Origin of the sequence: Phocaeicola vulgatus ATCC 8482 (assembly GCF_000012825.1) — a bacterium.
GTDB classification, from domain to species: Bacteria; Bacteroidota; Bacteroidia; order Bacteroidales; family Bacteroidaceae; genus Phocaeicola; species Phocaeicola vulgatus.
In genome coordinates this window covers 1197335-1215131 of record NC_009614.1, presented here as the reverse complement: position 1 = coordinate 1215131, position 17797 = coordinate 1197335, and the positions used below count along the sequence as shown (strand labels likewise).

Annotated in this window: 16 protein-coding genes; 10 read left to right on the top strand and 6 right to left on the bottom strand. The window is 43.0% G+C overall.

The annotated features are described in order from the left end of the window. Positions 1-2: 2 nt before the first annotated feature. Positions 3-1463, top strand: coding sequence for a DUF3868 domain-containing protein (locus tag BVU_RS04595; RefSeq protein ID WP_005844424.1), 1461 nt, complete (start codon positions 3-5; stop codon positions 1461-1463). A gap of 824 nt (positions 1464-2287) precedes the next feature. Beyond that, entirely contained in the window at positions 2288-3358 is a 1071-nt protein-coding gene (locus tag BVU_RS04585) for an Mfa1 family fimbria major subunit (RefSeq protein ID WP_011964932.1), read from the top strand. A 58-nt stretch (positions 3359-3416) separates the two neighbouring features. Here BVU_RS04585 and BVU_RS04580 read toward each other — a convergent pair whose 3' ends face one another. Then, positions 3417-5030: an IS66-like element ISBvu4 family transposase gene (locus BVU_RS04580; RefSeq protein ID WP_011964728.1), complete on the bottom strand. Its 1614-nt coding sequence runs from the start codon at positions 5028-5030 to the stop codon at positions 3417-3419. A gap of 68 nt (positions 5031-5098) precedes the next feature. Further along, positions 5099-5608 carry an IS66 family insertion sequence element accessory protein TnpB gene (tnpB, locus tag BVU_RS04575; RefSeq protein ID WP_008671451.1) on the bottom strand — a complete coding sequence of 170 codons (510 nt, stop codon included), beginning with the start codon at positions 5606-5608 and terminating at the stop codon, positions 5099-5101. Positions 5609-5737: 129 nt separating this feature from the next. On the opposite strand from tnpB, the gene BVU_RS04570 reads away from it, so the two are divergent. The 7 genes from BVU_RS04570 (at position 5738) to rpsO (ending at position 11897) form a co-directional block, all read left to right on the top strand. After that, positions 5738-6364: a fimbria major subunit gene (locus tag BVU_RS04570; protein ID WP_011964931.1), complete on the top strand. Its 627-nt coding sequence runs from the start codon at positions 5738-5740 to the stop codon at positions 6362-6364. Positions 6365-6448: 84 nt separating this feature from the next. Next, entirely contained in the window at positions 6449-7495 is a 1047-nt protein-coding gene (locus tag BVU_RS04565) for a FimB/Mfa2 family fimbrial subunit (RefSeq protein ID WP_011964930.1), read from the top strand. 23 nt (positions 7496-7518) lie between these two features. After that, entirely contained in the window at positions 7519-8622 is a 1104-nt protein-coding gene (locus BVU_RS04560; RefSeq protein ID WP_005844431.1) for a FimB/Mfa2 family fimbrial subunit, read from the top strand. 15 nt (positions 8623-8637) lie between these two features. Then, positions 8638-10773: a DUF4906 domain-containing protein gene (locus tag BVU_RS04555; protein ID WP_011964929.1), complete on the top strand. Its 2136-nt coding sequence runs from the start codon at positions 8638-8640 to the stop codon at positions 10771-10773. Between the two features lie 17 nt (positions 10774-10790). After that, positions 10791-11036: a hypothetical protein gene (locus tag BVU_RS04550; RefSeq protein ID WP_005844436.1), complete on the top strand. Its 246-nt coding sequence runs from the start codon at positions 10791-10793 to the stop codon at positions 11034-11036. 11 nt (positions 11037-11047) lie between these two features. Next, entirely contained in the window at positions 11048-11347 is a 300-nt protein-coding gene (locus BVU_RS04545; protein ID WP_005850422.1) for a hypothetical protein, read from the top strand. Between the two features lie 280 nt (positions 11348-11627). Beyond that, entirely contained in the window at positions 11628-11897 is a 270-nt protein-coding gene (gene rpsO, locus BVU_RS04540) for a 30S ribosomal protein S15 (protein WP_005844439.1), read from the top strand. Positions 11898-11999: 102 nt separating this feature from the next. Here rpsO and BVU_RS04535 read toward each other — a convergent pair whose 3' ends face one another. Beyond that, entirely contained in the window at positions 12000-12485 is a 486-nt protein-coding gene (locus BVU_RS04535; protein ID WP_005844440.1) for an S-ribosylhomocysteine lyase, read from the bottom strand. A gap of 11 nt (positions 12486-12496) precedes the next feature. Further along, positions 12497-13192, bottom strand: coding sequence for a 5'-methylthioadenosine/adenosylhomocysteine nucleosidase (locus BVU_RS04530; RefSeq protein ID WP_005844442.1), 696 nt, complete (start codon positions 13190-13192; stop codon positions 12497-12499). Positions 13193-13276: 84 nt separating this feature from the next. On the opposite strand from BVU_RS04530, the gene BVU_RS04525 reads away from it, so the two are divergent. Further along, the gene (locus tag BVU_RS04525) at positions 13277-15769 is read left to right on the top strand and encodes a YfhO family protein (RefSeq protein ID WP_005844445.1); all 2493 of its coding nucleotides are present in this window, start codon (positions 13277-13279) and stop codon (positions 15767-15769) included. 25 nt (positions 15770-15794) lie between these two features. Here BVU_RS04525 and BVU_RS04520 read toward each other — a convergent pair whose 3' ends face one another. Together BVU_RS04520 and BVU_RS04515 are read right to left on the bottom strand one after the other, a co-directional pair. Then, on the bottom strand, positions 15795-16541 hold the full coding sequence (locus tag BVU_RS04520; protein ID WP_005844447.1) for a glycosyltransferase family 2 protein: 747 nt from the start codon (positions 16539-16541) through the stop codon (positions 15795-15797). Next, positions 16534-17796 carry a glycosyltransferase family 4 protein gene (locus BVU_RS04515; protein ID WP_005844449.1) on the bottom strand — a complete coding sequence of 421 codons (1263 nt, stop codon included), beginning with the start codon at positions 17794-17796 and terminating at the stop codon, positions 16534-16536. The genes BVU_RS04520 and BVU_RS04515 overlap by 8 nt, the downstream gene beginning before the upstream one ends. Position 17797: the final 1 nt, after the last annotated feature.

Sequence of the window (17797 nt, the reverse complement as noted above, 5' to 3'; positions counted from 1 at the left end):
TTATGAAACTTATATGTTATATACTTCTTATATTATTGATACCGGCTATTCCGGTAGGTGCACAGACATTATCAGGTGGTCAGGTACAAGTCAGCAATCAGTCAATCCTGATTAGTGATAATGGACAGGTGATGATAGGAATGGATATCACGTTGCCGGCTGCAATGGAGCTTTCTTCCAACTGTGTGGCAACTCTGACTCCGGTTTTGAAGACACAGGATAACAGTTATAACAGGATTTTGCCTGCTATTTGGGTATATGGGCGTATCCGTTCCATCGTGCAACAGCGTGAACGCAGTATTCCGTCGGATGCATATACCATTCTTCGTCGTAAGAATGGAACGGAACAGACTGTAAATTATTCAGCCCGTATTCCATACGAGAAATGGATGAATGGTGCAGAACTGGAACTGCAGGCTGCTATACGTGGCTGTGCCGATTGTCAGAAAGAAGAAAACAGTGCCTTTATAACTCGTGCCAATTTGGAACGCTATGTGGTAAAACCTGTCGTGGCATTCGTTTCTCCTGCTGTCGAGGCTGTGAAGAATCGTGCCGAGGAAGGACGTGCTTATTTGGATTTTCCGGTAAATCAGATGAATATTTATCCTGATTATCGTCGTAATCCATCCGAACTGGCTGCTATCAAACATACGGTGGATGTAGTGAAAAATGATGTCAATACTACCATTACTGAAATAGCTATTGTGGGTTATGCTTCTCCTGAGGGCAGATATGCGGCCAATGCGCGTTTGGCTCAGGGGCGTGCTGAGGCATTGAAGAGTTATGTAATGAATGAGTATGGCTTTAAAGCGGATTTGTTCAAGGTGAATTCTGTACCCGAGGACTGGGCCGGACTGCGTGCGTATGTGGCTAAGAATGATTTACCGCTGAAAGAAGAGATTTTGTCCATAATAGATAAGAATGAGAGCGATTTTGACGTGAAGGAGGAACGCATTAAGGCCTTGGATGGTGGAAAGGTATATGCCGCATTACTACAGGATTGTTATCCGGCTTTGCGTCACTCTGATTACACTGTACGTTATGTAGTTCGCGGATTTGATGTGGAAGAGGCAAAACAGATTATAAAGCTCCGTCCCCAGCAGTTGAGCTTGCAGGAAATGTTTCTGGTTGCCCAAACATACGAAAAGGGGAGTGACGAGTTTAACGAAGTGTTCGATGTGGCAGTGCGCATGTTTCCTGATGACCCAACAGCGAATATAAACGCTGCCGCTATCGAACTCCAACGGGGTGACTTGCAACAGGCGGTACGTTATTTGGACAAGGCCGATGCACAGGCGAGTGCGACGCTGAACAACAGAGGCGTACTGAAACTGTTGCAAGGGGACCTCGACTCTGCTGAGAATTATTTCAAACAGGCACAGGCCAAGGATTCCGTCGAAGCCGGAGCCAATTTGGAAGAAGTGACCAATAAACGTAAGGATGAAGCAATCTTTGTAAAATAAGACATATAGACAAACAGTACAATAAAAGATGTTAGAAGAAACTTGTTCTTTGCGAAAAGCGCAAGGTAAAATCCGGGGTAGTGGAGTCTATTCCCGGATTTTGAATTAAAGTTCAGCGCATTAGTGTCCTCACAGTGTTTTTAAGTTGAATTTTACATAATCTGTCGGTTGGGGGCTTTATGGAATATGTCGGAAGTCGAAGTTCCGGCAGTGGCAAAAAAGATCAAGACGTTTTTTAAAAAGCTCGCCATCTTTTTAAAAAAGCTCGCCGTCTTTTTTGAAAACGACTTGATCTTTTTAAGAAATACCCTTGTCTTTGAACATGTAGTATTTATATACGTACGCATAAGCCTATATAATTGTATAGGTCTATGGATATGTACGTATGTGAAGGAATGTGTACTTCTTGATGAGAGAAACACTTGCTCACTACATTTTTATGTTTTTACGGGTGATTCCCACTTTAGATTTGGCTTCCGCATATGTTGATGAGGGCGGCTTTTATGGAGGGATATTTTGCTGAAATGCCACACTGTCCGATCTGTTTGATGTAGTGAAAAAAAAGTACATGTTATCCTTGTTTTTTTTCTCTTCTTTTTTAATGGAAAAATGTAAGAGGTGATTCTTTCAACGTGTAGGGTATTTTATTCACGTATGATGGAAATGCCCTGTAAAAGACGATATAAAGTCATTTTGTCAAAGATACCAATCTATTTTGTCGAAAATACCGATTAAGGTTTATACGATTAACCACTTACCTTTGCTGTGTTGACAAACAAGAATGGAAATTACAAAAATAGTTTATAATTTAAAAACTTAGGATTATGAAGATTAAGGGATTATTATTAGGAATGTTGGCATATGCTGCCATGGTAGCATGTACGAATGAGGACATTGTGAAAAACAATGTGAATCAACCAGAGAAAGTGAAGGGTAACCTTTCATTAGTGATAAGTTCTACATCAAACTCATCACGCGCAGCTGATAATGAAGAAAGCGGTGTAACGGATCCAGGTATCGAAGGTGAATCAACTGTAACAGATGCCGTTATAATTTTAAATAGACTAGATGAAAATGGAAATCTTACTAAAGAAGAATTCGGTGGTTATTTAACAAAGGCACAATTGAATGAAACTACGGCTAGTGGAGAGACCATTTATAATCCTTTCTTTACATTGGCAAATTCTGGATGGTATAAAGTGCTTGTTGTGTTAAATCCGACTGAGTCAATAGAAGCTATTGCCAACAGCCAACAATCGACTGATAAGTCTAAGTATGAACAAATTGCAGAAAGTTCTTATACAACAACTGGTGATATAACAATAGCTGCTGCCGGTCAATTTATGATGGTGAACAAAAAAGAGATAAAGGTAGACGTTTTATCCAACAACTATGAAGATCCAACAATAAAAGAGGTAGAGGTGGAACGTGTTGTTTCAAAGATAAATTATGTAATTGCTAAACCAAATAACTTATATCCTCTTACAGTACAAACTACTGATTATGCCATTGCGGAAACTACAAGTGGTTACTATATATATCCCGATAATAAAGCCGTTCGTTTGACAGGTTTGCATAAGGCAAAGAATTTGGATAATGATAATTCTGATGTTTGGATACATGAGGGAACAGATGGAACTGATAGAAGAGCTTTTATAAAGACAGAAAAAACTTATGGTCAGACAGGTGAACATATTTTTACTCTTCTTGAGCCGTTCCCCAAATTTGAATATTATACTACATCTACTGATGGTGAGCTTGACTGGACAGTGAAACTGGATAAATACGCGTTGGTGAATCTTTCAAATTCTGTGTATACGGCAAGACATTTGACGGATGCGAGCTGGGAAAACTGTAAGCATTCGGCCTCGTGCGTGTTTCTCTCCAAGTTATAATAAAGTCAAAAGCCAGACGAAGCATGTCTGGCTTTTGACTTTATTATAGCTTTCCTGTTTATCCTTTCCAATTAAATGGCAGTAAATCGGTGTAATCGTTTTTCTCTTCTCTTTCTTTCTCCTGTACCCTAATCAGCACGTCCTGCATCCATAGTTTTGGGTTCACCTTATTTTCCCTACAGCATCCCATCAGTGAAAAGAAAATTGCCGCTGCATGTGCTGCCTCATGTGATCCGGAGAAGAGCGTATTTTTTCTGTTTAAAGTCAACGGCCTTATAGAACGCTCCACCGGATTATTGTCAATGCAGAACTGTGCGTCATTGACATATCCGGACAGTTGTTCAAAGCGTGTGTACATATAGAACATGGCCTTGGCAATAGGCGATTTATCGACCGTATGTCCATATTCCTCCTTGCACCATTTTTCCAGTTCTTTGATAATAGGGTACGATTTTTCCCGGCGAAGCTTTACCACCGCCTCCCCTTCCAGATGTTCCATTCTGATTTTCTCCTCCACGGCATACAGTCCGCCTATTTTTCCAAGTGCATGCCTTGCTCTGGGAGGGTCATTTCCTTCCGCTTCCACAAAGTTGCGCCTGACGTGCGCCCAGCAGCACAGATGCAACTTTCCGGGTAGCGTGTCGAACTTGTCATATACTGCAAAGCCGTCACTCTGTACCACCCGGACCTGTCCTGCCAGCAGTGTGTCTATTCCGCTGCTGCCACGGCCCTTGTGATATTCAAAGAAGGGGGTATGGAACCGGGGCAGATAGAAGTTCCACATATACCCGCGGTGAAGAGCACCGGGCCGGTCGCTTTCAAGTACGGGATGGGGTGTCTCATCGGCCATGACGTAATAGCTGTCCTTGACCAGTTCACGAAGTTCATTATAGATTGGTTCCAGACGCTGTGCGGCAGCCATCATCCAGTTACTTACGGTGGAAGGACTCAGATGGATTCCTTCACGCTCAAAGATATCCAGCTGTCTGTGCAGAGGCAGGTGGTCGTAATATTTGGCGGTAGCAATGTGGGCCAGTACACTTTCCGAGGCATTGCTGTGGGGATGTGCCATTACGGGCATGGGAGCGGTTATGATACGACCGTCGGCGAGCCGGTATTTAGGACGGATGATGCGTTTCACATAGAATCGGGCGGGACTGACAGCATACTGTTCGCTCACTTCCTCTCCCAGCTTCGTCGCTCCCTCCAACGAAAGGCCTTCCGGCATGGGAATGATAATCTCCTCACGGGGAAGGGACGGGTCGATGGGCTTACGGGCGTGGGGAGTGATCTTTTTCGTGAAGCTTTTACGGAAACGATTGTAGCCATTCTCCGATGTGACGGATTTCCCAGCGGTTTTCTGTTCTTCCGCTACCGGGTCATTGACATCGGACGGAGACTCGAAACAGATGCTCAGCTGGCCGGCATCTTCGGGAAGATGACGTTTTTCACTGGATTTACCCCATAAACGGCGTGTCAAGTCAGCCAATTTCCATCTCAGATCGGCAATGACGGCTGTACAGGCCGAGATTTCTTCGACCTGGCGGGAATACTCCTGCAAAGAGGCTTCGTATTTTCTCTGAAGTTCCGCATGCTCCTTTTCAAGGCATTCATGTTCCTTGCGCAACTCTTCGTACTCTTCCAAAGTAAGGGTAATAACCGGTTCTTTCACTGTACATCCACTTTTTATTATGTGGCAAAGTTATCAAAATAAAACTGCACGGCTTATAGAATGGGGAATTACTTTTCAACTGTTTTCCGATACTTTTTAACAGTAAGCAGCTCATTCAGGCGATTCCAGGAAATTTGAAGAAAATCCTTCTTCCGTTCCTCCTTTTTCAAGAGGAAAGAACCGCGATTCAGACGACGGCATTCCAGACGGTATTCGTCGTCGCACCGATAAAGGATATGCAACCTGCTACGGGAGCGGTCGGGAAAAATATGACAGCTCTGCTCTGACACGCAGGAACCCGTGTGTCGGATGACCTCGCCACAAAGACCGTCAATACCTTTATGGAAATTACAACCTTGGGGATAAAGGTAATAAGACCAAAAAGGACTGCTGCGGAAAAGGCCAAGACCTAAAGGGAGAAGTAGGTCCTGAGGGGAATGGATACCAAGGCTGGAAGACGAAACTTTATAACGACGGCCGCCATCAAATATGAAAAGAACAGAATCAAAATGGTTAGACTCGGAAAAGAGAGTACGTAGTTTATCACTTTCGCTAGAAAATTCTAATACTGAACACATAATGGATTAAGATTATAATGAAGCCACAAAGGTAGGAAGGAAAAGAGGGGAAAAAAACACGCACGAGGCCGAATGCTTACGGAAAACTTCAGGACTTTAGGCTTGTTAGGTGTAGACAATATGGCCTATATGGTTGATCCTAATTCAAAGAATAAGAATAATGTAACAGATTACGACCAAGTTTTTGGATCATATTTCTATAACGCATTGAAAAATGTAAATGCGGATAAAGTTGATGAGGCCAGCGATGATAGCCAAGTTTATTTCCAAGATCTTCCCACTGCTAATATTAACGATAATGAACAGGTAGGTCATCGTTTGGCTTATTGTTTAGAAAATATTGTGAAAAAAGAAAAGCAAGTACCAGCTTTAGTGACTGGTATTATTTTCCGTGGTCAGATTGGCGATGAAACGGGTGAGCCTGTTGGTACCATTTATAAATGCAATAATAAATTTTATACATCTATTGATGCTGTAAAAGCTGATAATGGTGCAGATGCATCTTATGATACTTATGAAAATGGACATTGCTATTATTATTCATCTGAAATTTGCCACAATAAAGGAGATCAGTATATGGATAAGGCAATCATGAGAAATAATATCTATGTACTGAAAGTTACTGGATTCGAGAATATCGGTGGTGCAACAATAACAATAGATCCTAGCGGTGAAGAGAGTGATAATAATTTCTATTTGCAATTGAATGCTAAGATTATTCCTTGGATTGTACGTTTCAATAACATTGAGTTCTAACAAACACTATGACAGACAGGGGAGGATTCATCTCCCTCCCCTTTATACCTTTCTATATTCTAACATTATAAAATGACCAAAAGCATGAAAACAGTAAATACATTCGCCCGACAATTCTCCTTCAGCCTGATGATGGCCATGACATTGGGAAGTGCCGTTGTGTCGTGCGACAGCATACTCGGTGAAGAAGAGGTAGATTGCTCTGTAGAGTACAGAGTGAAATTCAAGTATGATTATAACATGAAGTATGCCGATGCTTTCTCGCGCGAGGTGGGGACTGTGACACTTTATGCTTTTGACGATAACGGCAAGTTGGTATATCAGAAGACAGAAGAAGGCGATGTGCTGGGAGAAGAAGGATATACCATGAAAGTGGATTTGGAACCGGGTGACTATCATCTTGTCACTTGGGCGGGACTGAATGATGAGGCTTCATTCTCAGTGCCTTTGGTTACGGCAGGGGAATCCTCGCTAGATGAACTGCAATGCAGGATGGATCGTCTGTACAGTCGTGCGGCTGATGGAACGGCTGTTGTGAACAGTAAACTTTCTGCGTTGTGGCACGGTGAAGTGACCAAGCAATCTTTCTCGCGGGCAGCAAGCTCGCAGGTAGTGACTGTGCCACTGGTGAAGAACACCAACACCATACGCATCATTCTCCAGCAAATGGACGGAGTGACTGTGGAGGTAGATAAATTTGAATTTACGATTACAGACGACAACGGTTTGATGAACTATGATAATAAGCTGCTGGAGGACGAAACATTAACATATTATCCCTATTACCGTATGCAGGGTGGCACGGATATGGGAATACGTGCCGATGGAGATGCAGAGGACAGCAATATCAGCGTAGCTATTGCACAGATTACCGTAGGGCGTCTGGTGGTTGAAAATAATCCCCGCCTCACCATAACCAACAAGGAAACAGGGGAGCCTGTACTTTCCATACCATTAGTGAAATACTTGCTGCTTACTGAAGCAGAAGGACATGAGATGACCAATCAGGAGTATCTGGATCGCCAGGACGAATACAATATGACTTTCTTTTTGGACGAGAGCATGAAGTGGATTAATACTAGCATCATTATCAATGATTGGGTGGTACGCTTCAACGAACTGGACATGTAATAACGAAACTAAAAAAGCAATCTATGAAAAGAGGTTTATCCTATATAGTGATGGCGGTGTTCTGCGGACTGTGCTTCTCGTCGTGTGCGAAGGACGAGTTGGCGGCGAAGGCTGGGGGGGACGGAAGAGCGCCGGTACGTCTTGCATTGTCTCTTTCGGGGAATTCTTCCAGAACGGTTGACGCGCCCACAGCAGATGGTAATTGGGATTTTACCACTCCGGAACAGGGGACTATTGTGGAAGGCGATGTGTATGTACTAGTGATTGATGCGGTTACTCAAAGACTGAAATATTTGGTAGAGGATTTGAGAGTGATTAATGATTATGCCGACCAAAAGATACTGGAAGGGACTATGCAGAGGACGATAGGTAATGAACAGGTACGGTTGGTGGTTCTCGCCAATTTGAATCAGAACCAAATTCAGGGAGTCAGTGAGGGAATGCAGGCATATCTTAATACGATGGTAGGCAATACTGCCGTTGAAATCTATAATAAATTGGTTTATAATTACACTGGTCCGACCCCGTGGAATCTGGCCGAAAGGCGTCTGCCGATGTGGGGGATCAGTCCCGCTACCGGTGTCCCTCCTGCAGGACCAAGCTTAGAGTGCAAACTGTATAGGGCAGTGGCTAAGGTGAGCCTTTGGGTGAACGGGAAACAAGGGCTTCAAGATACAAAAGGCGATTTTATTATTACCGGCATCACGGTGAATAACGCTAATGATAAAGGGTATTGTGTGTCACAAGCTACGTTGAGCCCCGATGAAACAATTCAGTACCAAAGTCCTTACGTAACAGGGTTGTCGATGAAGCCGCAGAACTTTGTTTATACGGGACTGAATGTGACAATGGCTTATGAGGATTTGATTTATTTGCCGGAACAAGAAAATAACGACAGCCGGGCAGTATCCTTGGATGTGACTTACACGTATGGAGGTGAAACCAAGACAAAAACGATCGAGTTCAGAAAAGATGGGGTTGGAGATCGGTTTGAGGTGGTGCGTAACCATGTGTATATATTTAATATAAAAGTGACCGAGACTCCTGCTGGAGGCGGTTTGAAGACGGATGTGGAAACTTATGTGGCAGATTGGGATGAAATATTGCTTAGCCCGGGCTATGAATAAACAAAAGGAGGAAAAATGAAGACAATAAGACTGATAATGATGTTTTTCATCATTTGTATGTTGGGTGCTTGTACGGCAGAGGAGTTAGCCGGTCCGGAGTCCGGAGTGGAGGACGATACTCCTGTGGTCATAGCAATATCACCAGCCGATATTACTTCTGTGAACATGAACAGCAGGGCTGCCGGAGATAACTCCATATTCTCCGTTATTGATGATGTGAATGTAAAAGTGAATTATGGAGGAAATACGGTAATCGTCTATCTGGTTAAGAATGGGGATTCGTTCGAAGTTTCCGGTAGTGTGGAGAATGGTAGTGCAGAGGTCGTTTCTTCTAAAACAGCAGATGGAAAAGTATATATCCACATCAATGCCAAACAAGGTAACCAGGCTGTAAGAGTAGAGGTTATCGCTAATTATGGACGAAAGATTACTTTGTCATTGTGGCAGAGTGTTAAAGAGAGTTTGATTCAGTGGCCGGTGGATTTTGATGAAACATCCGTTTGTCTCCTTTACGGTGCATCCGAGCAGTTTATCTATACCGAGAATCCGCATGAGGGAGCTCAAGGTGGTAATAAAGGTTGCTATTTGGCTAAAGTTTCTTTGAAACGCCCGTATGCTATGATTAAAGTAAATATCAATACTTCCGGGCTGGACAACGAAGTGACCTTGACGCCCCGATCAGTACAATTATGTAATGTGCCTAAGACTTGTACCTTGGCCTCGGATAATAGTATAACGGATTTTACTTCTTTTGACAAGGAAGGACAGAAGTATGACTTCCCATCCGGTTCGTTGCTTACGGGACCAAGTGGAAATGGCGAAACTCAAGTGATGTCCGAGCGTCTTTATCAGTTTGAGAATAAACAGACGGTTCATGCCCAAAACTGTACGGATGCCCAAAATGGTAATGAAAAAGTCAAAACCCCGAATCGTATCAAAAATACGATGGAGGCAGGTAAAGAAGTGTATGCTGCATTTACCGACTATACAGACAATGAGAACTTGGGTCGCAGATGTTCATACATCCTTGTTACGGCGGATTATGAATATAAATCGAGCAGTGCACATGTAAAGGGAACTATTAGTTACCGACTGTTTTTAGGTAAGAACATATCGTATGATTTTGATGTGAACAGAAATATCATTTATAATGTTACGCTTCATTTGCGCGGAGCGGGAGGTGTGAAAGAATCGGGCTGCATGGATGAGAACGGTGTGATCAACATCTCGGGAAACACGAAGGATGCTCAATGGAGGGTAGACAGCGAATTGTCTGACTTGTTTATTCAGTTCAATGAAGGGCAAGATTATAATATTGACGGACATTTGGTGAAAATCAAAGTGGTGAGTACCGATAGGCAGAAATGGCAAATCAAAGTGGATGATTTTGATGGCGTTTCTGGAGACTATTGGGTGATGTTTGAGTCTGATATGAGTTGGATTACTCCTAGATATGATGAATACAATGTGATACAAAAGGAGGGAACGGCAGAGCTTAGAATGTATTTAAAGGGATACGCTGATCAAAAAACGATTTGGGAGAAAGAATGGAACTCAGAGAAGCCGTATCGTTCGTGCAATATTTATGTGCGTAAACTGGATGCGCAAAACAAGCCTGTTGCGGGCAGCGAAATGAAATATCCTATCAAACAATGGTATCCTATCCAGATTACAGAACAATTGTATGTTGACAGAATAGACCGTTTTGCTGTTGGCGGTCTGCCCTGGGGAGACAATGGGTACACAACGAACCTGACGGACGGACAGAAAATAATAAAGGAGTATTATAAGAAGATAAATAAAGAACATTATTCCAGTGACAATGATGAAAGAAGTGTAATGGATAATGCGATAGGTGTGGCGGTTAATTCCAGTGGTAGTTCTACTCCTGTCACATCGGGTAATAGCTATATGGTTTTTTATCATTTCTCTTTGCCCGCAGAAGCAGAGTGGCAGCAAATAAATGGGGTGATTACCAGTTCCGGTATTAAGTATAATAATTGGTCAGGTGTGCCTTATTGGACAGCTACGACGGAGGGAACTCAGTCAAAAGTATATATTCCGGGGCAGGGAGTGTCAGAAAACAGGTCAAGAAATGAGTCGCATCGTTTCAGGCTGGTATGGCGATATAATAGCTTAGGCTATTATTAAGTATAAAGGAGGATGTTATGAGCAACCTGTTAGAAATCATGGACAAGAAATCATGCGGTAAATCGGAAATTTATATATCTGAAGAAGACGGACGTTGGTACGCTTGCTACCGTTCTGCTCATTTGTTGAAGAAACTTAATGAAACGGTATTGAGAGGTGTTATGCTGGATAAGGTGGAAGTCGATTTGAATAAGTTACTGAACGGTCCTTGGATTGTGGTTCTGTGCTCGGACAATGAGATGATACTGATTAAAAACGAGTAATCTATAAAATTATGCGCGAGATAATAATGATGTTGGAAAGAGAATTAAGCAATGATGGCTTGATATATATCTACCGGGAAAGTGACGGTAAATGGTATGCCTATGAACAGTCTGCTTTTTATTTGAGCCGGATGATGCTTGAGCTTTCTTTAGACCGTTATGTGATGGAAAATGCTTTGTGGCTGGCAAGGGCGGAAATTGATGTAAACCGGATTCCTTGGGATAAAGTTATCAGTCATAGCCAATCCGAATATGTATTGCACTATACCCCTTATGATGGGTTCCATGAGTGGCTGGTTGAAATAAAATAGCGATAGTTTAAAAAGTGTCCAGTCCGAAATTCATGAAGAAACGGTTTCGGACTGGGCACTTTTATTCATCGGATGAAAAGAAATCGGGTTTACAATTTCATTCAATGTCAGTTGGGCAGCCTTTGCTATGATGTTCGAAGATATGCTGAAAGATGCGACAGTAAAAGAGATAGAAGATTATTTTTAAAATAAATCGCTCTAATTCATTGTGATATAAAAGATAATGTCTATCTTTGCACCCGCTAAATGAAAATTTTATATATCAAAAAATCTAAGAATTATGTATTTAGATGCAGCTAAAAAACAAGAAATCTTTGAAAAGTACGGAAAGTCTAACACTGATACTGGCTCAGCTGAAGCGCAGATAGCTTTGTTTTCATACCGTATTTCTCACCTGACTGAGCACCTGAAGCTCAACAGAAAAGATTATAGCACTGAAAGAGCTTTGACAACTTTGGTAGGTAAACGCCGTGCGTTGTTGAACTACCTGAAGAACCGTGATATCGAAAGATATCGTGCTATTGTTAAAGCACTAGGATTACGTAAGTAATTCAATCTCTATTGAAAAGGACTTAAAGAAAAGCCGCTCTCTGAAAAGAAAGCGGCTTTTCTATTTTCTGTTATTACGTTTCTACTGTTCTGTTGTTGAGAATTACTCTTTAGTAGGATAATACAGATTATCTTTTGTCATGTGCTCCAATACTTCATGCAGATATTTGGCCGACTCCCATTTGGCCATAGGTAGGTCGTGAAGCAAGTAGTTACCGCAATCTTTAGGGGCGGCTCCCGGAACTTCGCCTTCAAAATCGGCTACAAAGCGGAACGTTTCCTGCATCAGTTCTACAATATCTTCCGATTTTAAATCGCCTTTCATTAACAGGTAGTTACCGGTGAGGCATCCCATCGGTCCCCAGTAGACAATTTTGTCAGACCATATAGGGTGGTTACGCAGGTAGGTAGCGGCTAGATGCTCTATGGTATGCAAGGCTCCTTGTCCCAAAGCAGGTTCCCGGTTGGGTTCTTTCATGCGGATGTCAAAGGTGGTGACCGTTTCACCGCCCACTTCGTCTTTTCTGGATACATAGATACCGCGAAGCAAGCGGATATGGTCAATGGTAAAACTGGGTATTGTCTTCATATTATTCGTTTTTATAAATTAGCTGGTAATGAGGAAAGGAAGGTATGAGTGACCTCGAAGGAACGGTCGGCTATAGTCTCCCAAAAATTTGTGTATTGTTCCCAATGGTTGTCGGATCCCGGCGTATCGCTGATGATACGGAAACTGATGAACGGTACCTTATATATATAACAGATTTGGGCGATGGCTCCCGATTCCATATCTACTGCCAGCCCTTCGTGGAACTTTTCTTTAATGTCGTTCAGTTCGGAACGGTCGGTGATGAATTTGTCTCCGCTGCATATCAGACCTCCATGAATGGCGGTCGGAGTATCCAGTGACATGGCGCAATCAAACAATGTGGCATTACCTTCGAATCGGGCGGGAAGTCCTTGTATCTGTCCGTACATATTGCCTTCTCCACACCATACATCATGATATACAACTTGTCGGCTCACCACAACATCCATTATTTTCAGGCAGCTGTCTATGCCTCCTGCTACACCGGTGCTGATGACACAGTCGGGTTGGAAGGTACGGATCAGTTCTACAGTACCGGCAGCAGCGTTCACTTTACCTATTCCGCATTTCATCAGGATAATGGTATTATTTCTAATGCTGCCTTCAGTATATTGGAAAGGACCTTCGGTGTATTCTTTCTTGTTTTCGAGCAGTTGCGCTACTTGTTTCTGCTCGGAACTCATGGCTGTTATAATTCCTATTTTCATAATTCAACTTTATTTATGGCTGCAAATGTACGCATTTTATCAGAGTATATCGTATCTTTGCAACGTTAATAAACAGATATACTTATGAACTTATTTAAAAGAATACTACCTGATATAGTAGTGATTATCCTTTTTGCTGTCATCTCATTCGCCTATTTTTTCCCGGCAGTGACAGAAGGGCGTATCCTTTCACAACATGACTCTGTGGCGGGCATTGGTGCCGGTGAAGAAGCGAAAGAATATCTGGAACGTACGGGAGAGCGTACGCGCTGGACTAATTCGATTTTTGGTGGTATGCCTACTTATCAGATGGCACCCAGTTATGATTCTACGGATACCCTGAAGGGAGTGGAGAAGTTATATCATTTGTATCTCCCGAATTATGTGTGGTATGTATTTGTCATGCTGTTGGGCTTTTATATATTATTGCGTGCATTCGATTTCTCGGTCTGGCTGGCTTCATTGGGGGCTGTGTTGTGGGCGTTTTCTTCTTATTTTTTCATCATTATAGCTGCCGGACACATCTGGAAATTTGTAACCTTGGCTTATATTCCACCCACTATAGCCGGTATGGTATTGGCTTATAGAGGGAAATACTTGTCAGGTGGTTTGCTGACAGCGGTTTTTGTTGCTTTGCAAATAGTGTCGAACCATGTGCAGATGAGTTATTATTTTCTTTTTGTCATGCTCTTTATGGCGGTTGCGTTCGGAGTGGATGCTTGGCAGAAGAAGGAAATGCCGCAATTTCTGAAAGCAACTGGTGTGTTGTTGATGGCCGGTATTTTGGGAGTTTGTATAAATCTATCTAACTTATATCATACGTATGAGTATAGTAAGGAAACGATGCGTGGAAAGAGTGAGCTGGTGAAACCGGATAGTCATAATCAGACAAAAAGTGGTCTGGAACGAGATTATATCACTCAGTGGAGCTACGGTATCGGTGAGACTTTCTCTTTGCTTGTCCCTAATGTGAAAGGTGGTGCTTCCGTACCTTTGGCGGCTAACGAAAAGGCGATGGAAAAGGCGAATCCTATGTATAATAGTATCTATAGCCAGATAGGTCAGTATTGGGGTGAGCAACCCGGTACATCCGGTCCTGTATACGTGGGGGCGTTTGTGATGTTTCTGTTTGTTCTTGGGCTGTTTATAGTGAAAGGTCCTATGAAATGGGCGCTTTTGAGTGCTACAGTTTTGTCTGTCCTGCTGTCATGGGGAAAGAATTTTATGGGATTCACCGATTTCTTTTTGGATTATATCCCGATGTACGATAAATTCCGTGCGGTTTCTTCTATTTTGGTCATTGCTGAGTTTACCATACCTTTGTTGGCAGTCCTTGCTTTAAAGGAGGTAATGGCACGCCCTCAGTTGGTTAAGGAACAGGTCCGGTCGTTTTATATCAGCCTGGGATTGACAGGTGGCATCGCTTTATTGTTTGCATTAGCTCCCGGTTTCTTTTTCCCGTCGTATGTTTCAAGTATGGAAATGCAGGCATTGCAGGGTATTCCGGCAGATCAGCTGGCTCCGTTACTTGCTAATCTGGAAGAAATCCGTCAGAGTATCTTTACTTCGGATGCATGGCGCAGTTTCTTTGTTATTATGATAGGTACGGCAGTTCTTTGGTTATATGGCATGGGCAAACTAAAGGCGAAGGTGACGATTCTGGCATTGGCTGTCCTCTGTCTGGCAGATATGTGGAGTGTGAACAAACGTTATTTGTATGATGAACAATTTGTGGAGAAGGTGCAGCAGGATAATTCCTTTAAACCGACCGAAACGGATAAGGCAATATTGGCCGATAAAACGTTGGATTTCCGGGTACTGAACCTAGCCGGCAATACGTTTAATGAAAATACGACTTCTTATTGGCATAAGAGCATCGGTGGATATCATGCCGCCAAGCTGCGCCGCTATCAGGAAATGATAGAGGAGCATATCAGCACCGAGATGAATGGCGTGTTCAAGGCTGTTTCGGAGGCGGGAGGCGATATGCAGAAGGTGGCTCCGTCCGGTTTTCCTGTGTTGAATATGCTGAATACCCGTTACTTTATTTTTCCGCTGCAAGGTGGAAAGACTGTCCCGATACAGAATCCTTATACGCTGGGCAATGCTTGGTTTGTAAACGAGGTGCAGTATGTGGATAATGCCAATGAAGAGATAGATGCTTTGCATCGGATAGATCCGGCAAAAACGGCTGTCGTAGATAAAAAATTCAGTGCGGAGGTAAAATCGGCGGCTGAAACAGATACACTGGGTACAATCAAACTGACTGCGTACGAACCTAATGACTTGAAATATGAGGTTAATTCGAAGACAGGAGGAACAGTGGTTTTCTCGGAAATTTACTATCCTGGCTGGCAGGCATATATTGATGGTGTGGAAGCACCGCACGGAAGAGCGGATTATATTCTTCGGGCGATGAATGTGCCGGCCGGAAAGCATGTAGTGGAATTTAAGTTCGATCCGAAATCGCTGCATGTTACGGAAACGGTGGCTTTTGTGGCGTTGGGTGTATTGACCTGTGTGCTGGTCTTGTTCTTATTCTTGCAGGTCAGAAGAGCCCGTAGGAAAATTGATTAAGGCCCGTCGTAAGCCAGACTCCGGATTATTTGTAAAGCAGGCGCAGAACGAACCATAAGTGGTGTGTCACTGTGCTTGCCCATCCATAGTGACGGCTCATAATACGGAAGCGTTCTTTCAAGGAGGCTTTATGGTTACGGGTGGTCATTCCTTCATTCAGGTAATCAATAAGAGTAAGATGGGTGTTATGGAGTACATCCGCTTTCTTCATGATACGGATACACCAGTCAAAATCTGCCGAGAACCGATATCTCAGGTCATATGGTTCCACCAGATCACGGCGGGCGAAAAAGGCTTGATGGCAGACTAGCATTCCTTGCTTGAAGCTTTTCCAGGTAAGCGTTGCGGGTGCGGACAGGCGGCGCATATATAAAAAATGCCCTTGACTGTCCACAATTTCTGTTTCTCCATATAGTACTCCCGGCAGAGCTGTTCCATTGATGGAATGTACCATTTGCAGCAAAGTATCATCCTCGTGCAGGCCGTCACCGGCATTCAAGAAACAAAGATAATCTCCGGTTGCCAGTTTTATTCCTTTGTTCATGGCATCGTATAAACCTTGGTCGGGTTCACTGATAACAGTGGTGATATGTTCCTGGTATTTGTGAATGATATCCAGTGTTTCATCTGTTGATCCCCCATCTACAATAATATACTCCAGATTCTTATAAGTTTGTGTAACAATACTTTGTATAGTATCCTCCAATACTTTTGCGGCGTTGTAGGTGACAGTAATAATAGAAAACTTGGGATGAGGATGATGGTTATGCATGATTCCCTGTAATCTTGTTATAGATTTCAACATATTTCTTGGCGATGGTACTTTCCGAATAACTGGATACTGCCTTACGGCAGGCTTCTTCGCTCAGACTTTCATATTCTCCTTCGGTCAATGCCCAGTGAATTCCGTTTGCCAGATCCTTGGAAGACTGATATTCGGCAACATAGCCGTTGTGCAGGTGGTCAATCATTTGTGGAATACCTCCTACATTGAACCCTATGCACGGAATACCACAGGCCATTGCCTCTACGATGGTATTGGGTAGGTTGTCTTGTAAAGAAGGTGTGACGTATAAGTCGACTGCGTTGTAAATATCTACCAGTTCCTTCTCGTTGCTGACATAATTCATCGGATAGATAGGGAAAGGAAACAGGGAAGCGTATTGTTCGGCTTGGTTGCCAAAAACCACTACACCTAACTCTTTACTAAAATCAGGATACGAGGAAGCTATTTGTTTGCAAGCTGATACCAAATAGTCTATTCCTTTTCTCTTGTCTGTAATTTTTACGGAGCCGAAAAGCAATAACTTCTTGTCTTGCGGGAGGTGGCATTTTTCTCTGGCCTGTTTTTTATCACGAGGTTTGAACAGGTTGGTGTTGATTGCATTGGGAATATTGGTAATGGTCTGACCTTTAATCAGATCACTTTTCTTAGCCAATGATTCTAACCAGCGGCTACAAGCTACAAAGGTGATTTGTGCTCCTTCAAACAGTTTTTTCTTTTTCTGGAAAGTACGGTAGGCTATGTCTTTCCTGCTTCCTTTGTAAAGTTGCGGACAGTTGTGGCATTGTGTGGCATATTTATCGCAATCTCCTGCATAGTGGCAGATACCGGTAAAAGGCCACATATCATGCATTGTCCAAACGATGGGCTTGCCGGATTGGATGATACGCCGGATATCTGTCAGTGACAACATACCTTGGTTAATCCAATGCAGATGAATGACATCGGCTTGGGTAAATTCGGGCAATGCTGTGATATTGGTGCCGGTATTCGCTATGTCAACGGCAAACAAGTTATGTTTCTTGAAGTGGTTGGCTTGCCAGATAACGACACGCTCCCAGATGAATTGCCATACTTTCCACCATGATTTCTTTAGTTCAACGACACTTATCTGGTCGGTCTGCTTGTCGCGTACAAGCATTTTTGTCTTTATTCCGTTGTTTTTTAAAGCCTCCATGAGGCGGTTGGCTGCAATGGCGGCTCCACCTATTCGCTCAGACGTATTGATGATAAGTACTCTCATG

Coding starts and splice junctions, on each gene's coding strand:
- BVU_RS04520 (WP_005844447.1), bottom strand. CDS start 16,541: ATGCATAACCATCATCCTCATCCCAAGTTTTCTATTATTACTGTCACC.
- BVU_RS04550 (WP_005844436.1), top strand. CDS start 10,791: ATGAGCAACCTGTTAGAAATCATGGACAAGAAATCATGCGGTAAATCG.
- BVU_RS04570 (WP_011964931.1), top strand. CDS start 5,738: ATGGTTGATCCTAATTCAAAGAATAAGAATAATGTAACAGATTACGAC.
- BVU_RS04555 (WP_011964929.1), top strand. CDS start 8,638: ATGAAGACAATAAGACTGATAATGATGTTTTTCATCATTTGTATGTTG.
- BVU_RS04585 (WP_011964932.1), top strand. CDS start 2,288: ATGAAGATTAAGGGATTATTATTAGGAATGTTGGCATATGCTGCCATG.
- BVU_RS04560 (WP_005844431.1), top strand. CDS start 7,519: ATGAAAAGAGGTTTATCCTATATAGTGATGGCGGTGTTCTGCGGACTG.
- tnpB (WP_008671451.1), bottom strand. CDS start 5,608: ATGTGTTCAGTATTAGAATTTTCTAGCGAAAGTGATAAACTACGTACT.
- BVU_RS04525 (WP_005844445.1), top strand. CDS start 13,277: ATGAACTTATTTAAAAGAATACTACCTGATATAGTAGTGATTATCCTT.
- BVU_RS04595 (WP_005844424.1), top strand. CDS start 3: ATGAAACTTATATGTTATATACTTCTTATATTATTGATACCGGCTATT.
- BVU_RS04515 (WP_005844449.1), bottom strand. CDS start 17,796: ATGAGAGTACTTATCATCAATACGTCTGAGCGAATAGGTGGAGCCGCC.
- BVU_RS04535 (WP_005844440.1), bottom strand. CDS start 12,485: ATGAAGACAATACCCAGTTTTACCATTGACCATATCCGCTTGCTTCGC.
- rpsO (WP_005844439.1), top strand. CDS start 11,628: ATGTATTTAGATGCAGCTAAAAAACAAGAAATCTTTGAAAAGTACGGA.
- BVU_RS04545 (WP_005850422.1), top strand. CDS start 11,048: ATGCGCGAGATAATAATGATGTTGGAAAGAGAATTAAGCAATGATGGC.
- BVU_RS04565 (WP_011964930.1), top strand. CDS start 6,449: ATGAAAACAGTAAATACATTCGCCCGACAATTCTCCTTCAGCCTGATG.
- BVU_RS04530 (WP_005844442.1), bottom strand. CDS start 13,192: ATGAAAATAGGAATTATAACAGCCATGAGTTCCGAGCAGAAACAAGTA.